The 21,378-nt window shown below is 45.4% G+C and carries 16 protein-coding genes; 2 read left to right on the forward strand and 14 right to left on the reverse strand.

Features of this window, described 5'->3' with window-relative positions; genetic code table 11:
• Window positions 1-3 precede the first annotated feature (3 nt).
• The 11 genes from hflX to prmB all read right to left on the reverse strand — a co-directional run bounded on the left by hflX (window position 4) and on the right by prmB (window position 13,384).
• Window positions 4-1,371: a GTPase HflX gene (gene hflX / locus QQ041_RS06315; protein WP_146491702.1), complete on the reverse strand. Its 1,368-nt coding sequence runs from the start codon at window positions 1,369-1,371 to the stop codon at window positions 4-6.
• A 235-nt stretch (window positions 1,372-1,606) separates the two neighbouring features.
• Window positions 1,607-2,746 carry a S8 family serine peptidase gene (locus tag QQ041_RS06320; RefSeq protein WP_081090157.1) on the reverse strand — a complete coding sequence of 380 codons (1,140 nt, stop codon included), beginning with the start codon at window positions 2,744-2,746 and terminating at the stop codon, window positions 1,607-1,609.
• Between the two features lie 140 nt (window positions 2,747-2,886).
• Window positions 2,887-3,999, reverse strand: a complete 1,113-nt coding sequence (locus QQ041_RS06325; RefSeq protein WP_060983551.1) for an ABC transporter ATP-binding protein — start codon at window positions 3,997-3,999, stop codon at window positions 2,887-2,889.
• A gap of 6 nt (window positions 4,000-4,005) precedes the next feature.
• Window positions 4,006-4,863, reverse strand: coding sequence for a carbohydrate ABC transporter permease (locus QQ041_RS06330; protein ID WP_285953342.1), 858 nt, complete (start codon window positions 4,861-4,863; stop codon window positions 4,006-4,008).
• A complete protein-coding gene (locus QQ041_RS06335) occupies window positions 4,860-5,798 on the reverse strand; it encodes a carbohydrate ABC transporter permease (protein ID WP_285953343.1) in 939 nt (312 codons plus the stop codon). The genes QQ041_RS06330 and QQ041_RS06335 overlap by 4 nt, the downstream gene beginning before the upstream one ends.
• A 144-nt stretch (window positions 5,799-5,942) precedes the next feature.
• A complete protein-coding gene (locus QQ041_RS06340; protein WP_004736057.1) occupies window positions 5,943-7,190 on the reverse strand; it encodes an ABC transporter substrate-binding protein in 1,248 nt (415 codons plus the stop codon).
• 111 nt (window positions 7,191-7,301) lie between these two features.
• Window positions 7,302-8,747 (reverse strand): ATP-binding protein, encoded by a 1,446-nt coding sequence (locus QQ041_RS06345; RefSeq protein ID WP_285953344.1) that lies wholly within the window; start codon window positions 8,745-8,747, stop codon window positions 7,302-7,304.
• 13 nt (window positions 8,748-8,760) lie between these two features.
• Window positions 8,761-9,489 (reverse strand): response regulator, encoded by a 729-nt coding sequence (locus QQ041_RS06350; protein ID WP_285953345.1) that lies wholly within the window; start codon window positions 9,487-9,489, stop codon window positions 8,761-8,763.
• Window positions 9,490-9,647: 158 nt separating this feature from the next.
• A complete protein-coding gene (locus QQ041_RS06355; protein WP_285953346.1) occupies window positions 9,648-11,105 on the reverse strand; it encodes a protein adenylyltransferase SelO in 1,458 nt (485 codons plus the stop codon).
• Between the two features lie 478 nt (window positions 11,106-11,583).
• Complete coding sequence (locus tag QQ041_RS06360) at window positions 11,584-12,225, reverse strand: LysE family translocator (protein WP_285953347.1); 642 nt, start codon at window positions 12,223-12,225, stop codon at window positions 11,584-11,586.
• Between the two features lie 226 nt (window positions 12,226-12,451).
• On the reverse strand, window positions 12,452-13,384 hold the full coding sequence (gene prmB, locus QQ041_RS06365; RefSeq protein ID WP_017060640.1) for a 50S ribosomal protein L3 N(5)-glutamine methyltransferase: 933 nt from the start codon (window positions 13,382-13,384) through the stop codon (window positions 12,452-12,454).
• Between the two features lie 62 nt (window positions 13,385-13,446).
• Here prmB and smrB point away from each other — a divergent pair, with 62 nt between their 5' ends.
• Window positions 13,447-13,977, forward strand: a complete 531-nt coding sequence (gene smrB, locus QQ041_RS06370; RefSeq protein WP_048661493.1) for an endonuclease SmrB — start codon at window positions 13,447-13,449, stop codon at window positions 13,975-13,977.
• Window positions 13,978-14,084: 107 nt separating this feature from the next.
• Here smrB and sixA read toward each other — a convergent pair whose 3' ends face one another.
• Window positions 14,085-14,549 (reverse strand): phosphohistidine phosphatase SixA, encoded by a 465-nt coding sequence (gene sixA / locus QQ041_RS06375; protein WP_017633129.1) that lies wholly within the window; start codon window positions 14,547-14,549, stop codon window positions 14,085-14,087.
• Between the two features lie 305 nt (window positions 14,550-14,854).
• On the opposite strand from sixA, the gene QQ041_RS06380 reads away from it, so the two are divergent.
• Window positions 14,855-17,632: an insulinase family protein gene (locus QQ041_RS06380; protein WP_285953348.1), complete on the forward strand. Its 2,778-nt coding sequence runs from the start codon at window positions 14,855-14,857 to the stop codon at window positions 17,630-17,632.
• A 198-nt stretch (window positions 17,633-17,830) separates the two neighbouring features.
• Here the strand turns inward: QQ041_RS06380 and fadJ are convergent, their stop codons facing one another.
• Both fadJ and fadI read right to left on the reverse strand, forming a co-directional pair.
• A complete protein-coding gene (fadJ, locus tag QQ041_RS06385; RefSeq protein ID WP_285953349.1) occupies window positions 17,831-20,047 on the reverse strand; it encodes a fatty acid oxidation complex subunit alpha FadJ in 2,217 nt (738 codons plus the stop codon).
• The gene (gene fadI / locus QQ041_RS06390; RefSeq protein WP_048607862.1) at window positions 20,047-21,354 is read right to left on the reverse strand and encodes an acetyl-CoA C-acyltransferase FadI; all 1,308 of its coding nucleotides are present in this window, start codon (window positions 21,352-21,354) and stop codon (window positions 20,047-20,049) included. Before fadI ends, fadJ begins: the two co-directional genes overlap by 1 nt.
• Window positions 21,355-21,378 lie beyond the last annotated feature (24 nt).

Consider the following 21,378-nt stretch of genomic DNA (forward strand, 5'->3'; position numbering starts at 1 on the left):
CAATTAAGACTTCTGCATACGCTTTTTCAAACGCGCTAAATCAATCGCGCTTGAACGAACCGTTAATTTAATATGTTCGTAGTCGTACTCTTCTTTAACCACACTCATGTTTGAGCGAATCTCACCGATGATGCCTTGTCCAGAATAAGGGATAGTGATCTCTTCTTCGATCATGCCTTCTTCAGCAACACCAACGATGTACTTGTGTAGTTTAGTGATATCTAACGGATCACGAGTCGACGTTAGCATCGCATCTGGGAATTCTTCGATCAGCTCTAACTGCTGTTCTTCCGTCAATCTATCGCACTTATTCAGCACCAATAGTTTTTCGCTACCTTCAACGCCCACTTGTGCCAATACGTCGTGTACCACATCAAGTTGTGCGCGGAATGAAACGTCAGAAGCATCAACGACATAAAGCAGCAATGAAGCATCATGCGCTTCTGCTAGTGTAGAGTGGAACGAAGCAACCAAATCGTGTGGCAGTTTCTTGATGAAACCTACTGTATCTGAAACCAGAATACGCGGCTGAGTAATTGGTTGAAGCGCACGAACCGTGGTGTCTAGCGTTGCGAACAGTTTATCTTCACCCACCACTTCGGTTGCAGTCATTGCACGCATCATCGAAGACTTACCGGCATTGGTGTAGCCAACTAAAGCAACAGTGAAAAGCTCCGCGCGCCTTGTGCGTCGGGTCTTCATTTCATCTTGTACGCTTACTAGCTCACGCTTAAGCGCAGCAATTTGGTCACGTACGTTACGACGGTCTAGCTCTAGTGAAGTTTCACCAGCGCCCTGACCCATCTGGCGCTCTTTGTCACCCTCAGCCGTTTCACGAAGTCGTGGCACTAAATAGTTTAGACGAGCGATATCAACTTGCAGACGAGCAGTACGAGTACGAGCGTGGCGACTGAAGATCTCAATGATGATGCCTGTACGGTCAAAAACTTCGACACCTAGGTGAGATTCGACATTACGCAGTTGAGACGGGCTCAAATCACAGTCGAATACCACAACATCAGCAGCGCCGTATTGAAAGTCGCCCGTTGGAAGATCATCAAAATCTAGCTCGTCGATTTCTGAATCAAACAGACCAGATTCATCAAGGAAGTCTTCATCTTCTGCTTCTTCAATCGAACCTTGGTAGCCGGTTAGGTGTGCAATTTCCGCAAGCTTACCAGCACCCAACACGTTTTGTCGTTGAGTTGAACTGTGGTGCTGCGATTGAGTACCGACCACTTTAAACCCTAGGGTTGTTACTAAGCGAGCAAGTTCGGCAAGAGACTCTTTTGCTTCGTCACCTTTGAAGTCCGGTGTCGTAATAGAAATAAGTAAAGCGTTACTAGCTGAGGGTTTTGCTGTTAGTTTCATGTATTCTTCTGTTTATGCACCAAAGTGCAACCTAGTATTTGATCTAAAGTTGAGTTGATCCTACGCGTTTCTACGTCAGCTTTATATAGCCACATCACACTAAATATCAGCTTTGATGATAATTAACTGTCTACTCGATGATTATTCACAATAAAAAACGACCCATCAGGTCGCTTTTTATTGCCTACAACGGCATTTGTTACACCTACTTAAACTATCAACACTGTCAAACGAATTAATTACTCACTGCAATAGGGTCAGGAGATCCATCGGGATCATTATTCACGGCTCCATCCAAAGAGAATGAGCCTCCGGTGGCTAATAGTACTCCACAAAAGTGAGGAGCCGCCATTGAGGTACCATTGTAAGAAACTGTTCCTCCTCCCGCTTTGGTCGATAACACATCAACTCCCGGTTGAGCGTAATCTACATCAGAACCATAATTGGAAAAGTAAGCGAAGTTATCGCTAGTTTCACCAAATGCGGAGATAGTAAATATATTCGTGCCGTTGGTGCTAGCAGGCGTAAAACCACTGGCATCCTGGCCTGAATTACCCGCTGCAATTGAGAAAAATATCCCTTTTGCTGCCGCTGTTTTAATTGCACTATCCAAGGCCGCCGAATATCCCGAGCCTCCCAAGCTCATATTGGCACAGTCACCAGAGGCGCCATAGCGTGCAACATGATCAACACCTGCAATCACGCCCGACATTGAACCACTACCACTGTTATCTAACACTCGTACGGGAATGACCTGTACACCGGGGGCAACGCCAACGACATCAAAACCGTCATCATAAGCCCCAATGGTACCTGCTACATGCGTACCGTGCCCATTACCATCATTAGTATTATTTTTCTTACCGCGAGTAAAATTTGCCCCTCGGGATTTATTTACATTTAAATCTGGGTGGTCGCTGTCAATACCCGAGTCTATCACCCAAGCAACGACGGAGGCACCACTCATATCACCAGTACCACCGTTAACTCTGGTGATCCCCCAAGGGATCTGTTGTGGGTCTCGCTCAACACTATCTCCGCCTCGATTAGGTTTGCCCCCTCGAGGTAAAGCGTGCATGACGATATCAGGCTCAATATAATCAATCTCGGGGAACTTATTTTTAAGGCCTTTGAGAGCTTGCTCTGGGACCTTAAGAGAAAATCCTTTCAAGGCGTGGCTATATTGATGCCCCACCACACCGTGTCCTTTGGCAACTTCACGCGCGATATCACTCGCCCGAGACTCCGATGTACTCTCTTTAAGAACAACAATATAACTGTCTCTCAAATCATGATTAACAACAGCAGATACAGGAAAGGAAAGAAGAGCAAGTAACATTGCTCCTGCAAACATTTGGACTCTCATTACAGATATCCTTCTTCCAAAAATTAATACCTCATAAAGCATAGTCGTTACTGAGCTTTTTATCATCAACATAACAATTAGTCTGTCCTGATACAAAAACACCCCATCCAACGATGAGGTGTTTGGTAAAACTAACTTGCTAGCAACACTTAGAAATCAATTCTCGCTTCTGTCTGAGCATCAAAGAATACCGCCTTTGATAAGTCAAAATGCAGTGGTGCCATTTGACCAACCGATACCTCAAATTCCGGTGACAAACGACACGCGACTTCTTGGTCATTCACTTTGACCATTGCAATAGTATCTGGCCCTGTCGGTTCCAATACCTCCAGTTGTAAGTCTAGCTTCGTGGTTGCCGACACATCATCACCTTCTTGCTCAGTAATGTGTTCAGGACGCAACCCAATCACCAACTCTTTGCCATCTTGGTCGCGCATACTCTGTGGCAAACGAATGTGGTGTTCTTGATCTGCCGTGCCAACCACCTTGATAATCGGATTCTGTTCCTCATCCAAATCCACCATGGTTTTAATGAAGTTCATTGACGGTGACCCCATAAAGCCAGCCACAAACATGTTATTTGGCTTAGTGTAGATCTCTTGTGGTGTGCCAAGTTGCTGCAGTTCACCATCTTTCATTACTGCGATGCGATCCGCTAGTGTCATTGCTTCGATCTGATCATGGGTTACATAAACAATCGTGGTGTTGAGCTTCTGGTGCAGACGTTTAATCTGATGACGCATCTCAACACGTAGCTTGGCATCCAAGTTAGAAAGCGGCTCATCAAACAGATACAGCTTCGGACGACGAGCCAGAGCGCGGCCCATCGCGACACGTTGACGCTGGCCACCAGAAAGCTGCGATGGTTTACGATCAAGTAACTGTTCGATTTGCAGCATTTCAGCAACTCGATTGACTTCAGCATCGATCTCTTCCTGAGGCATCTTACGAATCTTCAAACCGAAAGCGATATTGCCGCGTACCGTCATGTTTGGATAAAGTGCGTATGATTGGAATACCATCGCGATGTCGCGGTCTTTAGGTTCAACCTGCGCCACGTCAACACCATCAATCACAATCTCACCTGAGCTAATATTCTCTAGCCCAGCGATGGTGTTCATTAGGGTGGATTTTCCACACCCCGAAGGGCCGACAAGTATCAAAAATTCCCCCGAATCGATACTGATGTCGATGCCCTTTAACGTTTCGTTGTCCGCGTTGCGATAGGTTTTACGGATCTGTTTTAAATCTAATGTTGCCATGGGTAATTATCCTTTTACTGATCCTGCCGTTAGGCCACGAACAAAATATTTTCCTGCGAAGACGTACACCAACAGTGTTGGTAGTGCGGCGATAATCGCGGCAGCCATGTCGACGTTATATTCTTTAACGCCAGTGCTGGTGTTGACTAGGTTGTTTAATGCCACGGTGATCGGCTGAGTTTCTGAACCTGAGTAAACCACCCCGAACAAGAAATCATTCCAGATTGCGGTGAACTGCCAGATCACCGTCACCATGATGATTGGCGTTGAGATCGGTAATAAGATCTTGAAGAAGATGGTAAAGAAACCTGCACCATCAAGTTTTGCCGCTTTGATCAATTCATCAGGAATCGAGATATAGAAGTTACGGAAAAACAGAGTGGTAAACGCCATGCCATAGATAACGTGCACAATCACCAAGCCAATCGTGGTGTTCGCTAACCCCATCTTGCCAAGCATGGTTGCCATTGGCAGCAGCACTACTTGGAATGGAATGAAGCAGCCAAAGAGCAACAAGCTAAAGAACAGGTTTGAGCCTCTAAATTGCCATTTCGTTACCACATAGCCATTGAATGCACCCAACAATGTTGAAATCGCTACCGCAGGAATCACCATTTGGAACGAGTTCCAGAAGTAGCCTTTAATGCCTTCGCACTTCACACCAGTACAAGCGGTGTCCCACGCTTTATACCAAGCATCAAACACCCACTCTTTTGGCAAGCTCATCAAGTTACCCGCCTTGATATCAGGCAGAGTTTTGAATGAAGTGAGCGCCATTACGAACAATGGCATTAGATACACTAAACAGAAGAGAAGCAGTGCTGAATAGATAAACATTCGAGCAAAATTGATGTTATTCATCATGACTTTTTCTCCCTAAGTTCAGAGTAAAGGTAAGGCACTAGAATCGCTAAAATACCGGCAAGCATCATCATGGCACTGGCAGCACCAAGACCAATTTGCCCACGTGTAAATGAGTGTGCGTACATGAATAGCGCAGGAAGATCCGATGAATAACCCGGGCCACCCGCTGTCATTGCGGTCACAAGGTCAAAGCTCTTAATCGCAATGTGTGACGTGATGATCACCGCGCTGAAAACCACAGGGCGCAAGCAAGGTAGAATGATTTTGAGATAGATGGTAGGTAAGCTTGCACCGTCAATTTGAGCTGCTTTGATGATTGATGAATCGATACCACGCAGACCCGCTAAGAACATCGCCATCACGAAGCCTGAAGACTGCCACAGTGCCGCGATAACTAAGGTATACACCGACATTTCCGAGTCGACTAACCAATCAAATTTGAAGTCAGTAAATCCCCAATCTTGCATCAACTTTTCAATGCCAAGACCCGGATTAAGAATCCATTTCCACGCCGTACCTGTCACGATAAATGACAACGCCATTGGGTAGAGATAGATAGTACGAATTGCCCCTTCTTGGCGGATATTCTGGTCAAGCAATACAGCTAAACCAACACCAAGCAAGATGGCAATAACCATGAATAGAAAGCCAAACACACCGAGGTTGGTGATTGAGGTGATCCAGCGATCGTTATCCATCAGCTTTTCATATTGGGTTAACCCAACGAAGTTAAAGCTCGGCAGAAATCGAGAGTTAGTGAACGACAACGCTGCCGTCCAAAAAATGTAGCCGTAGATACACACCACGGTCACTAACGCGGTCGGCGCCAGTACAATTTTAGGTAACCAATGTTGCAACCTGTCAGCAAAACTCGGTTTCGGTGCAGGCTGGCTCCTTGTCGGTTTTGGAGTCGACTCAGTCAAAACATGCTCCATAACTTATCCTTGTTGCACAATCGAGCCAATGGCTTACCTCTCGGCACCACATCAGCATCACGCATATCAGAATTGGGAGTGAAGAGCAGATAGGCTCCCTACGAGCCTACCCACCCTGGGGGTTTGGTGTTAAACCAATTGAGATTAGATAGCCGCTTTCACTGCTTTTGCTAACTTAGCTGCCGCTTGTTTCGGATCGGCATCTTTCTCATTGAAGAAGTTGGTCACTACGTCATAGATCGCGCCTTGAGCGTAGCTTGTTGTCGCTAGGCCGTGAGCCATACTCGGAACAAGATCGCCAGATTCAGCACTCGCTTTGAAGGTTGCCATTGAGTCCAACGCACATTGGTCAAACTTAGACATGTCCATATCTAGACGTACAGGGATAGAACCTTTGTTAAGGTTGAAGACTTCTTGGAAATCTTTAGTAAGAATGGTTTTCGCTAGATCTTGCTGCGCTTTTTGGTTCTCTTTATCGCTTAACTCAAAGAACGCAAAGCTATCGATGTTGAAGGTAAATTGACCGTCAGTACCCGGAGCTGGTGCACAGATGTAGTCTTTACCCGGCACTTTGCCTGCTGCAGTAAACTCACCTTTCGCCCAATCACCCATGATTTGCATTGCAGCTTCGCCATTGATAACCATTGAGGTTGCGACGTTCCAATCACGACCTGGAGAATTGCTGTCGATGTAGTCGCGCATCTTTTTGAATTTGGTGAACACTTCCACCATTTTGTCGCCAGATAAAACGTCCATATCAAGATCAACGAACGCTTTGTTGTAGTCTTCACTGCCTAGTACATCAAGTGCTACCGCTTCGAAGACTGTCGCGTCTTGCCAAGGTTGGCCACCGTGAGCCAGAGGAATAAAGCCAGCCGCTTTGATCTTGTCTGCCGCCACAAAGAATTCGTCTAATGTGGTTGGAACCGTAACGCCTGATTTTTCTAAAACCACAGGGTTAGCCCAAAGCCAGTTAACACGGTGAACGTTAACAGGAACTGCTACATACTCGCCGTCCCACTTCATCACTTTAGTGACCACTTCCGGCAGTAGTTCATCCCATTGTTCTTGTTTAGCAGTCGCATCGAGAGACGTTAGAAAACCTAAACCACCCCACTCTTGAATATCATGACCTTTAATCTGTGCCGCAGATGGAGGATTGCCCGATACTGCTCGAGTTTTCAAAACAGTCATCGCACTTTCACCGCCGCCACCAGCAACAGCAAAATCTTTCCAAGTATGGCCTTGTTCTTCAATCATCTCTTTCAGTACCGCTGCGGATTTCGCTTCGCCACCGGCAGTCCACCAGTGAAGCACTTCCACTTCACCAGCTTGAGAAAATGTTGAGGCAGCAAGAAGAGATAGAGTAAGTAGGGTTTTATTGATTTTCATTATTATCTTCCATGTTTTAGCGGACTCGACGTCCGGTTCAATAAAGAGTCTACTTATTCTGATTGATAAGATTGAAACAAAAGGTAAGCGGCATGTAACACAATTGTTACATTACACTTCTAGGCCTGTGGGGATATAGACTTTGGCTTCTAAGCCGCCTTGAGAGGAGTTGCGAATAATGAGATCTCCGCCGTGTCCGTGCAGGATATTTCGGCAGATCCCGAGGCCAAGTCCGTGTCCTTGGTCATCGGTTGCAAGCCTAAAGTAAGGTTCAAAGACCATCTCTAGTTTGTCTTCTGGAATGCCATTACCACGGTCTTGAATAGTCACGACCACCCAAAGTTCATCACCACTAACTTCCACTACGGCAGATGAACCATATTTGACTGCGTTGTCGATTAAGTTGGTCAGTACACGCTTAATCGCCAGTGGTTTCGCGACCAATGGCTCAATGACGACTGGCTCGAACTCTACCTTTGTCTGATATTGATTATGAGATTCAATCACAGAGAGCACCATTTCATTGAGGTCAATAATGGCATTATTCTCGTGTAGGTCGGTGTCTCTTACAGCTTGTAACGCACCTTTGACCATCATTTCTAGCTCGTCCAAGTCTTTATTGAACTTATCTTTCTTTACTTCACTCTCCAACAATTCAGCCCGCAATCTAAGACGTGTTATTGGTGTCTTTAAGTCATGAGAAATAGCTGAGAAGAGGTGTTCTCTATCGGCCACATAGCGACGGATGCGCTGCTGCATCCGATTAAAAGCCCGAGTCGCTGTGACCAGTTCAGTTGCCCCTTCTTCGTTAAGCGGAGGCTGCTGAATATCCATGCTCATCTCATTAGCAGCTCTTGCTAACTTTTTAAGCGGGCGTACTTGGCGGCGAATCATTAAGTAGGTCAACACCAATAGAATGAGTGTTGAAGAGAGCAAGAAGATCACCTGTTCACGGCCAAGAATAGTGTCGTCGAGTTTTACATATGGCGCTGGCAACAACGCAGCGATATATACCCATTCGTGGCTGGTTAATTCTATTTGAACAACCAGAATCGGCGGATTCAGCGGTTCTAACGTTAAAGTATGATGTGCCCACGATCGCGGGAGATCGCTTAAATAGATGTCGTTTTTAAGCAAGCGAAGGTGTTCAGGTCGAGAAAAATCAACCCGCACTGACGCCACTTTATTGAGTTTGCTACTCAAAACACTTTCTATCGCCTCAATTGAGGCGGTTTTTAGTCGGGTATCCGGGATCGGTTCGACAATCAAAGCCTCTTTATTGAAAGAAACAAAGAAACGCGTACCGCCCATATTGCGGATTTGATCCAACACGATATGACGATATTTAACGGGTAGAGATTGGAAAAAAGTCACCGTTGAAGCAAACATGTTCGCCATACTCGATGAGGCAGAACGAATCCCTTCCAGCTCTTTGTGTTTTGATTCGCTATACCATATAGACGTTGCGATGCCCTGAGCTATTACCACCGCCAACAAGGTTAATAATAAGGTTCGAGCAACCAAGGAATTTGGCTTTAAACTTCTCAACCACTTCATACGGACTTCTTACTCAGTGCTCATAATGCACAGGCACAGCCAGAATGTAGCCGTTGCCGCGCATGGTTTTGATGTAGTGAGGATATTTACCACTGTCACCCAATCGACTTCTGAGGCGACTAAGCTGCACATCAATACCACGTTCAAAAGGCAGCGCTTCACGGCCTCTGGTGGCGAAAGAGATGGTATCTCGGTCTAACACTTCATTAGGGCGAGTTAGGAATAGCATTAACAGTGAGAAATCACTGCCCGACAAGTCCATCTCTTCTGAGCTTTCATTGTGGGAAATTCGATGCGCTAACGTATCGAGCGTCCAGTCACCAAAAATGATCTGCTTTGGCAGTGCATCATTGGGTTTGTCCTCCACCACTTGAACACGGCGTAACAAGGCTTTGATACGCGCCATTAACTGGCGAGGGCTAAACGGCTTAGCGATGTAGTCATCAGCACCAATTTCTAAGCCGATGATCTGGTCGGTTTCATCCGATACCGCAGTCAGCATGATGATAGGCACATTCGATTGTTTGCGGACTCGCTGACACAAGGTAAAACCGTCGTCACCGGGTAGCATCACATCGAGCAGAATCAGGTCGGGATAACCTTGGCTTTGCAGGTGGGTTTCTAATTCAACACCGTCTCCAACAGAGGAGACATCGAAACCCGATTTAGTGAGGTACTCTTCCAGCAGCTCACGGATTTCTTGATCATCATCCACCACGAGAATTCGAGTATTTGTTGGCATCGCCCAAACCTATTAAATTTACAACTTATTCACATAGTGTATAGGCTGGCCGATTATTTGATTATTGACATGTTTGTAAAGTTAGACGAACAAACAGATAAAGATCACATCTTAGTGACCTCTACCTGTACTTAGCGACTCAAAGAATCATGAGGGGGTTAAGAAGAACAGCTGATTTCCATGGCTTTGCCCCACTCAGGCGGCAAGGCAGCAAGATGTTCGTAGTCAGGATGTTCCGCATAAGGGTCTGCCAGCACCACCATTAATGCGTCAATATCACTGCTATCACCGCGCTCAGCTTTATCTATCGCAAGCTGGGCTAGGTAGTTTCTGAGGATGTATTTCGGGTTTACTTGTCTCATCTTTTCACAGCGCTCGGCCACTGAACTCTCTTCCAATTCACAGCGTTGCAAGTAGTTATCCAACCATAGCTTTGCTGCATCTCGGTCGATAATCAAATCAATTACGTCTTGCGGCGGCAATGTATCTAGGTTCGACAGTGTTCTAAAGAACCTTGGGTAATCGACTTTGTTTTGCGACATCAGCTCGAACAACGATTCAAACAAGCGACTGTCACCTTCGTGTTTCGAAAGCAATCCTAACTTACGACGCATCAACTGGCTGAAGTAACCATTCATTTGCGGCTCGTACTGTTCTAACGCAGCCTCTAAATCGGCTTTATCCACCAGCGGCGAAAGAGAATGAGCCAGTGCCGATAAATTCCATAATCCAATTCTAGGCTGTTGATTAAAGGCATAACGACCTTGGTAGTCGGAGTGATTACAGATCAATCTTGGATCATATTCATCTAAGAAGGCGAACGGGCCATAATCGAAGGTTTGGCCGATGATCGACATGTTATCGGTGTTCATTACTCCGTGAGCAAAGCCATTCGCTTGCCACAATGCGACCATCTCTGCAGTGCGATCAACAATCTCATTAAACATGGCTGCGTAGGGTTTTTCTTCATCGAGACATTCAGGGAAATGCCACTCAATAACTTTATCAGCCAGTAACTTATGCTCAGCTAATTGATTGGTATAAAAAAGATGTTCAAAGTGGCCAAATCGAATGTGAGATTCTGCAGCACGCACCAGTAATGCGCCCCACTCTTGTTTCTCTCGGTAAACAGGCGTGTCACTTGTCATCATGGCTAATGCACGTGTGGTTGGGATATTAAGCCCTGCCATTGCTTCGCTACACAGATACTCACGCACAGTTGAACGAATAACCGCACGGCCATCGCCCATACGCGAATAGGGTGTTTTGCCCGCACCTTTAAGGTGTAAGTCGAACGTTTCACCGCTTTTAGCGACAACTTGCGCCAAAAGCAACCCTCTTCCATCACCTAAATCAGGGTTATAAGAGCCAAACTGATGGCCTGCGTATTTCATTGCTACTGGCGAGAATTGCTCAGGTTCAACATTGCCGGATAACGTCTCAAGCAATTCCTCTGAGGCATCCTCAAATAACGGAAAGCCGAGTTCATCCGCAAGGTTATGGTTCCATGCGAGCCATTGGACATTGTTTAGCGGTGTAGGTTGAATTGGGGTATAGAACAGTCGAGGTAATGCAGTAAATCGATTGTTAAATGAAATAGAATCCCAGACAGACATGAGAGGCACACTGTAGATAAAAGATGATTAAAGATTATCACAGTTTGATAACAACTTCAGATGAGGTTACGTGATGAACTTATGAGAGAAAATTGCTTAGCTGTTTACGAAGAGAAAAAGCTAAGTGGCTAGCCTGATGAGAAAAGCCACATTTATAAGATAAAGAGTTCTGACTTTGAAGACTTTTTAACAAGTGATTTCATAATAAAAACTGAAAATATAGAGCCATTAAGCTGACTACATTAGAGCAAGAATACCCACTAGAGAAAGGGTAGAGAAAATCCAAGTACGACTGATTACGCCAAAATTACTGTGTTGAATCATTTCTTGATGCTGCATATGTCTCTCCTCGAGAACGTGATGGTGTAACACCAATATATCGACTTTGTACCGATACCAGCAAGCACATTAATATTAACCTTTTATGACAGCATCAAGAATATTCTGTAATCATTCATCTCTCTGACAAAACAGAAAGTTATGCTCGACTGGTCGTCGAAAGCAGTGCGCCTGCACCGATAAAGACACCGCCAGTGACACGATTAAAAATCTTGGCTCTGCCTTTCGCAAACAGCCAGTTTGACGACTTCGCACCTAAATACGCGTACACCAATAGCCAAGACAACTCCATCACAGCAAAGGTTAAAGCAAACACAGCAAACTGGGGAAGCAGAGCAATCGATGGATCAATAAATTGAGGGAAAAGTGCGGTAAAAAATAGAATCGCTTTCGGGTTACTCGCGCCAACAATAAAACCACTTAAGTAGTGTTGCACCGCGCTTTCTTTAACAAGCTGAGAATCGGTTTGTTGACTGGATAGCTTGTCGTAATCTTGCTGGTTAGAACGTAAAGACTTCCAACCAAGGTAGATAAGATACGCAGCGCCTGTCCATTTAATGACATTAAACACCACTTCCGATGAAGCTATGATCACCCCTAAGCCGGTGAACGATAACGTTAAAATTCCGGTGATTGCCGTTAAGCTACCCAACGCGGTAAATATTGATAATTTAAAACCCGATTGCACACCTTTGGTCATGCACAATAAAGAACTTGGGCCTGGCGATGCCGTTAAAATCAGTACTGCCAACAAATAATAAATCCATGTATCAAAGCTCATCGCGAATTCTCCTTAACTCACTAAATCGGCTAAACATTAGTCACCAATATGTAATAGCTATGCATATTAGGCAACTAAATATTGGACATTATTTATTCTTCGTTGATTACTTAATCCCAAAATGACGGCAATAAAAAACGCCATGCATTGCTGCATGGCGTTTAAATTAAAACGTTTCAAATAGAACGTCTTACCAAGTACTAAGCTAAAAACTAGCCATCATTACTTAGTCTTTGTAGATAGAGAACTCATCAGCGCAAGCTACGAGCTGCTCGCGAGTGATCATGAATACACCATGGCCACCGTTAGAGAATTCAATCCAAGTGAATGGAATCTCTGGGTACTGATCCATCATATGAACCATTGAGTTACCTACTTCACAGATAAGAATACCGTCATCAGTTAGATAGTCTGGTGCGTTAGCTAAGATACGGCGAACCAATTTCAGGCCGTCAGTACCTGCTGCTAGGCCAAGTTCTGGCTCATGAGTAAACTCATCTGGCAGGCTGTTCATATCTTCTTCGTCCACGTAAGGTGGGTTCGATACGATCAGGTTGTATTTCTCTTTCGGCAGATCACGGAAAAGATCTGAACGGATTGGGAACACTTGCTGCTCCATGCCGTGATCTTGAACGTTCTGCTCAGCAACTTGCAGCGCATCAGTAGAGATATCAATTGCGTCTACTTCAGCGTCTGGGAATGCGTGAGCGCAAGCAATAGCAATACAACCACTACCCGTACACATATCCATGATGCGAGTTGGCTCTTCAGTTAACCAAGGTTGGAATTGAGCTTCGATCAGCTCACCAATTGGAGAACGAGGCACAAGAACACGCTCATCAACGAAGAACTCAAGACCACAGAACCAAGCTTTGTTCGTCAGGTAAGCCGTTGGTGTACGATCATTAATACGCTTGATTACGCGCTCAACAATACGCAGACGTTCGCTGCTCGTTAGACGAGAGTTCATTACATGCGAAGGAACATCAATCGGCAGATAAAGAGTAGGTAAGATAAGTTGTACTGCCTCATCCCACGCGTTATCAGTGCCGTGACCATAAAATAGGCCAGCTGCGTTAAAGCGGCTAACAGTCCAACGAATCACATCTTGAAGCGTGTGTAGTTCTGATACCGCTTCTTCTACAAAAATCTTATCCAAAATTGTCTCCGAAAAGCGCTACAATACTGCTAATTACGTTTCTAATTAGAATTCATAACCTGATGAGCAAAAAAGACACCGACTTCGATGACGATTTCGCCCTATTCAACGATGCAGTAAAGGGCGTTAAAAAGTTGCAACAGGATACCATAGTCCAGCAGCCAAAAAGAAATGCCAAGCAAAAAGAAATTACTCGAACGGCAAGACAAGCCAGTGATAGCGAGTTTTATTTCTCGGATGAGTTCATTCCACACCTTAGCGAAGAGGGTCCGACACGCTATGCGCGCGATGATGTCTCGAAATATGAGGTAAAGCGCCTACGTCGCGGTGTCTACGTTCCTGATGTGTATCTCGATATGCATGGTATGACTCAACAAGAAGCCAAACGTGAACTTGGCGCTATGATTGCGCACTGCGTAAAAGAGAGCGTGGCGTGTGCCTGTGTTCAACACGGTATCGGTAAACACATCCTTAAACAGAAAGTGCCGTTGTGGCTAGCACAACACCCAGACGTGATGGCTTTTCACCAAGCGCCATTAGAATTTGGCGGTAACGGTGCGTTGCTGGTACTGCTTTCGATTCCTGAGAAGTAATGCTGGTTTGCGAATCGCTTCCTCACCAAAAACTAAAAGGGCATCTCAAATCATTGAGGTGCCCTTTTCACTTTAGTCTTCCAATTAAAAGGTTGTCTTCACCTTCACTATGGATTGATGTTCCAAAGTAACTCACCTTTCTGTGTTTCAAGGTTAAAGTCGATGCAGGCTAGGCCTGACGTTGGGAACATCGGCGGAGCCATGCCCGTTGCAAACTCTGCTGTTAGGTAGCCCACTAGAGGTAAATGAGAAACAAATAAAATGGTCTCTAGTTTTTCTACTTCAGCCATTGCCAAGGTCAAATCAAACACATCGTCGGACATTCCATAAGGCGTAATATCATCACAGGTTTCTACTTTCGTACCAGAAAACGCCTGAGATATCTCTAACCACGTCTCTTGTGCCCTTAAATATGGACTCACCAGCACTTTATCGAATTGACTAATCCCCTGCTCATTTGCAGCTTGTGCCACTGCAAGAGAAGCCATTTTCCCGCGCTTGGTCAACGCTCGTTCTGCATCCGAATCCGCAAAATGTTCTGCTTCACCGTGGCGCATAATGAATATTTTCATGTTCAATCCTGTCTTCGTAACATGTCGAAAGTCGATATATCCCATATATCAGCGAAACGCTACTTAGGTTTGGCTCTCAATCCAGAGAAACCGCAGTCAATATAAATAATTATATCAAGTCACTTGCCAAAGAGTTCGACTTTCTTAACAATCTTGTTAAAAGAAAATAAATTACTGATAAAAATCGATAAAAGTGATTTAGAAATCGCCAAAAAGCACTTCATATCCCAAAATATGATTACAAGGTTTGCACGCCGAATCATCGGGTACATAATTTAAAAACCACCTTCTCTGGAGATGCTCCTGTGCACTTAAGCCCAAATGATGAACATCAATACCGTTACATAACCTTAAATAACGGGTTACGCGTACTGTTAGTTCAGGACCAAAATGCTCAAAAAGCAGCAGCCGCATTAGCCGTTAATGTGGGGCACTTTGATGACCCTACAGACCGAGAGGGTTTAGCTCATTACTTAGAGCATATGCTATTTTTGGGAACTGAAAAGTATCCAAAGGTCGGAGAGTTCCAAAGTTTTATCAGCCAACATGGTGGTAGTAACAATGCTTGGACGGGAACAGAGCACACCTGCTTCTTTTTTGATGTTGAATTGAATGCGTTTGAAACCGCACTCGATCGCTTCAGCCAATTTTTCACGGCTCCCCTGTTCAACGAAGAAGCATTAGATAAAGAACGCCAAGCCGTTGATTCCGAATATAAGATGAAACTCAACGACGATTCGCGACGCTTGTACCAAGTTACCAAAGAACTGGTGAACCACAATCACCCATTCTCGAAGTTTTCTGTCGGTAATATCGATACGTTGGGCGACAGAAACGGCGAGACGATTCGACAAGAGATCTTATCGTTCCACCAGCAACAATATTCTGCAGACCTGATGACGCTGACTCTGTCTGGCAATCAATCCTTAGATGAGATGCAAGGCTGGGTTGAGGATCGCTTTAGTTCTATTACCAATCACAACCTACAAGGCAAGAAGGTTGAAGTACCGATTGTCGGCGAGTTAAGCACGGGCGTTCAAGTCCGTGTTGAGCCGATTAAAGAAGTGCGAAAACTTATTTTAACCTTCCCGATGCCAAGCATGGACGAACACTACGGTGTTAAACCACTGTCATTCTTCGCACACCTATTGGGTTACGAAGGAGAAGGTAGCTTGATGATGCAACTCAAAGAGAAAGGTTGGATAACATCCCTCTCTGCGGGTGGCGGGGCGAGCGGCAGTAACTACCGTGATTTCACGGTCAGCTGCTCATTGACCATCGAAGGTTTAACCAAAACCGATAACATCATCCAAGCAATATTTCAGTACATCAAATTAGTAGAACAACAAGGCATAGAAGAGTGGCGTTACCTAGAAAAACGTGCCGTTCTAGAGTCAGCTTTCCGCTTTCAAGAGCCAGCAAAGCCGCTTGATGTCGTCAGCCACCTTGTTATCAACATGCAACACTACCAAGAACAAGATGTAGTGTATGGCGATTACAAAATGTCGCATTTCGATGACGAATTACAACGGTCTTTGCTTCCTTACTTAAACGTCGACAATATGCGTGCAACCATTGTTGCTCAAGGTTTCGAGTATGACAGAGAAGCAAAATGGTATTTTACGCCCTACTCAGTCACGCCTTTTAGCGCAGAACAAGTTCAATGCTTTACGTGCATTAACCCCGGTTGGCAGTTTGAGCTCCCAAGTAAGAACCCATTTATTTGCTACGATCTAGACCCAACTGAGCTCGAAGGTGATGCTAAATACCCACAACTTTTAGAAGAGCTCGACGGCTTTAAGCTATGGCACCTGCAAGACCATCAATTTCGAGTACCTAAAGGTGTGGTATATGTCGCAATCGACAGCCCGCACTCAGTCGCCAGCCCGAGAAATATCGTAAAAACACGCTTGTGTGTAGAGATGTTCCTAGACTCTCTGGAAAAAGATACCTATCAGGCTGAAATCGCCGGTATGGGTTACAACATGTATACCCATCAAGGCGGGGTAACTCTCACTCTGTCTGGATTTAGCGAGAAACAGCCACAACTACTCAATATGATTCTTGAACGCTTCCAAGCACGCGACTTTAGTCCAACACGCTTCGAAACGATTAAGCATCAATTACTCAGAAACTGGAATAACGCGTCGCAAGATCGCCCTATTTCACAGCTGTTTAATGCGATGACTGGGATACTTCAGCCAAATAATCCGCCCTATTCGGTGTTAATTGAAGCTCTGGAAACGATAGAAGTCGATGAGCTCTCTTCTTTCGTTCAAGCAATCTTAGCGGAACTGCATGTTGAGATGTTTGTGTATGGCGACTGGAAGAAAGCCGATGCACACAAAATGGCAGAAACGCTAAAAGATGCACTGCGCGTTCAAGATCAGGCTTACGAAGAGTCGCTGCGTCCGCTAATTATGCTGGGTGAAAACGGCAGCTTCCAACGTGAGGTGGTGTGCAACCAAGATGATTCGGCAATCGTTGTTTATTACCAGTGCCCGGATATCTCGCCTAAAAACATTGCGCTGTATTCACTGGCAAACCACTTAATGTCAGCCACTTTCTTCCATGAGATACGAACCAAGCAGCAGCTAGGTTACATGGTCGGCACAGGCAACATGCCGCTCAATAGACACCCAGGTATTGTGTTGTATGTACAATCACCTAATGCTGCTCCAGCAGACTTATTAACCTCGATAGACGAGTTTCTCAACGCCTTTTATATGGTGTTGTTAGAGCTTAACGACTACCAATGGCACAGCAGTAAACGCGGCCTCTGGAATCAGATTTCGACACCAGATACGACTTTGCGAGGACGTGCTCAACGCTTATGGGTTGCAATAGGCAATAAGGACCTGGAATTCAATCAGAGAGAGCGTGTGTTGGAAGATCTTAAAGGTCTAACCCGCTCTGACATGATGCGCTTTGTGGTGAGTCAATTAAAACCACGCACCGCAAATCGTCTGATTATGCATGCGCACGGTAATGCCCATGATGAGGAAGAAAAGTTGTCGGCAGGTGTGGAAATTGGCTCTATTGATGAGTTTCAGTTGCGCCCGAAAGACTGTGAACTAGGCTAGCCAGAGTATTATAGAAATCATAAGGTTGATGTAAAAGCATCAACCTTTTTTATTAGGTGAAGCACACTACTCTCTCCCGTCATTCCCGAGAATGAGGGACGACTGAATCGGGAATCTCCTTCCTTTCGCATGTTCCCATAAAAAATAAAGCCCGCATCAATTGCTTGAAGCGGGCTTTATAGTCAACGTACTAGAGAGTTACTTGTAAAAAGACTCATCCAGACCAGCACGTGTTAGTAGGCCATCACATGGCGCAAAACGATCACCGTACTTCTTAGCGAAATCGTTCATCATCTCAACCAATGATTTGATGCCGATTTGATCCATGTAACGGAACGGGCCACCAAGGAATGGAGGGAAACCGATACCAAAAATCGCACCAATATCGCCATCACGAGGGCTGCGGATAATGCCGTCATCTAGACAACGAACCGCTTCGTTCAACATAGGCAATACACAACGCATCGCAATGTCATTATCACTTAGCTTAGGCTCAGGTTGTAGCTTAAGCAGCTTATAAACTGACTTATCGACTTCTTTCTTCTTACCTTTGTAAGTGTAGAAACCTTTACCGCTCTTACGGCCTTTACGGTTGTCATTCAACAGAATATCGAACACATCAGGGCCTTGGAAGCGGTCACCTAGCTCATTAACCAGAATCGGAATAATCTTCGCGCCGATATCCACGCCAACCTCATCTAACAAGGTAATTGGGCCAACCGGGAAACCGAAGTCCAATAACGTGCTGTCGAGCTTTTCAATCGGCTCATTTGCCAATAGCAGATGTGCAGCTTCATTCATGTACGGGGCAAGAATGCGGTTAACATAAAAACCTGCCGTGTCTTTGACAACAATCGGCGTTTTTCCTTGCTTCTTCGCCAATGCTACTACCGTCGAGATAGTCTCTTCTGAAGTTGTTTCATGAGGGATAACCTCAACTAGCGGCATTTTCTCTGCAGGGCTAAAGTAGTGAAGGCCGACTACATTTTCTGGTCGCTGCGCCTTCTCCGCAATCTTATGAATTGGTAATGAAGACGTATTGGTCGCGAAGATAGTCTCTGGCTTGGCATTGGCTTCGATGTCCGCAACCATTGATTGCTTAAGGTCGAGATCTTCAAATACCGCTTCAATCACCACATCGGTATGGTTAAAACTGGTAAAGTCGATGCCACCAGACAGTTGAAGCATCTTACTTTCAAGGCCCGCTCGGCTCAGAATACGACGCTTACGCTGCTTATCGAACAACTTGAAGTTGTAGTTAAGTGCGTTCAGCACACCTTCATTTGATACGTCTTTGATGCGAACCGGTACTTTTGCTTTAGCCACACTCACATGGCTAATACCAGCCCCCATTAGACCGCCGCCTAACACACCAACACGCTTCACCGCTTTTGGTTCTGCATCTGCACCGTGTTCTTTCTTCATTTCCGTAGTTGCAAAGAAGATTGAACGAAGGGCTTTTGATTCAGAGGTCATTACTAACTCAGAGAAACGCTTCGCTTCGTACTGAAGACCTTTATCAAAGCCGTTCTCAAGGCCGTACCGAATCACATCAAGAATCGCATCAGCTGCAGGGTAATTACCACGCGTTTTCTGATTCGTCTTCTTGGAAGCTTGCTCAAAAATCACCTTGCGACCAAGACCCGTACGTGAAATAAGTTTTTCTTTGGTAGAAGCTTGGCTTTTAGACGCCAGACGCTTACCTTTTTTGCTACCCGTATTCTTTTCAACAAAACTTTTCGCTACTTTAAGCAAGATAGTTTCAGGCACACAAGCATCCACGACACCGAGCGATTTTGCTTTCTTAGCGCGCAGTTGTTTCCCCGTAAGAATAAGGTCGAGAGATGACAACAAACCGATAAGGCGAGGCAGACGCTGTGTACCACCAGAGCCCGGCAATAAGCCTAACTGTACTTCTGGCAGACCAAGACGAGTCTTATCTGAATCGGTACATACGCGGTAATCACATGCCAGTGCGAGCTCTAATCCACCACCTAAACATGGGCCGTGAATCGCTGCGACCACTGGGTACGGTAGTTCAGACAAAGTTTGGAACATCTCCTGCCCTTGGCGAGCCAGAGATTGCGCTTCATCAGCCGTTTTACAAGCATCAAGCATTCTTACATCAGCGCCAGCAATAAAGTTATCTGGCTTAAGTGAATGAACGATTAAACCCTTAACTCGACTCTGTTTTTCTTTGAGTTGCTCGAAGATGGCTTTCATTTCTTCCGCAAAAGCCGCTTGCAGTGTGTTCATTTTCTCGTTTGGCACATCGATCGCTAACCAAGCTATATCTTGCTCGTCGATATTAAGAGTAAATGCTGTCGCTTTCTTTTTGGTTGATTCAGTCGCAGACGTTGCATCTGGTTGAGCGACTGTTTCTTTTTCTGTTGTTGCATCAAGAGTCGTAGACATTATTCTACCTCCAAGATCATTGCTGCACCTAAACCGCCAGCCGCACAAGCTGTGTTCAGTGCCAAGCCGCCACCGCGACGTTTCAGTTCACGTAATGTTTGAGTCATCATGCGCGCACCAGTCGCTGCAAACGGGTGTCCGTAAGCAATTGAGCTACCCAGCACGTTGAACTTCTCCATATCAATCTCACCAATCGCTTTATCACGGCCAAGATTTTTCTGAGCAAATTCATCACTTGCAAACATTTTAACGTTAGCCAACACTTGGGCTGCAAATGCTTCGTGCATCTCAATCAGTGTTAGATCTGATAACTCTAGACCTGTGTTTTTCAAGACTTGCGAGGTCGCGTACGTTGGACCCATCAGCATATCCGTTTCAACACCAATCGCTGAGAACGCATAGCCACGAATATAACCAAGCACTTCTAAGCCTAGCTCTTTGGCTTTGCCTTCACGCATCAACATGACTGCTGCGCCGCCATCTGTAAGAGGCGTCGCATTGGCTGCCGTTACACTGCCGTACTTTCTATCGAATGCAGGGCGCAGTTTAGCGTAGCCTTCAACTGTCGAGTCGTGGCGAATATTATTATCTTCCGCTAGGTATTTTTTGTAAGGTGCCGGAAATGCCGTCATGACTTCATCTTTAATCTTGCCTTCTTTCCATGCTTGAGAAGCCAAAGAGTGAGAACGGTGGGCAAGTGCATCTTGAGCTTCGCGAGTAATACCATGTGTCTTAGCCATCTGCTCGGCAGTTTGTCCCATAGATAAGCCGGTCGAATATTCGGCAACGGCAGGCGGTACTGGCATCAAGTCTTTTACTGAAAGTGTTTTGAGAATTTTCAGTTTTTGACCCATGGTTTTGGTTTTGCTCAACGCTAACAAATTAGCAGCAAGTTTTTTGGAAACTCCAATCGGCAATACAGAAGAAGAGTCCGCACCGCCCGCAATACCGACATCAATCGTGCCAGCCATAATGCTTTCGGTCACGTTGACTGCGGCTTGAAAGCTGGTCGCACATGCTCGGGTGACGCTGTAGGCATCGGTATTGATGTCCATGCCTGTGCCTAACACGATTTCACGCGCGATGTTCGGCGCTTCTGGCATTTGCACTACTTGGCCGAACACGACTTGTTCGATAAGCGCAGGATCAACATCAGTTCTTGCAAGCATTTCGCTCACAACCATTTTGCCTAGGTCAACCGCAGGCACTTGGCTAAATTCTGTGCTCTGACGAGCGAATGGGGTTCGTAATCCAGCGACAACGGCAACACGTTCTCCAGAACGCGTTTTGACTTCCTGTTTGCCCATGGTTTCTCCTTAAAGTTAAGAGGT

The organism is Vibrio sp. TMPB1044 (assembly GCF_030442075.1).
Classification (GTDB): Bacteria; Pseudomonadota; Gammaproteobacteria; order Enterobacterales; family Vibrionaceae; genus Vibrio; species Vibrio satsumensis.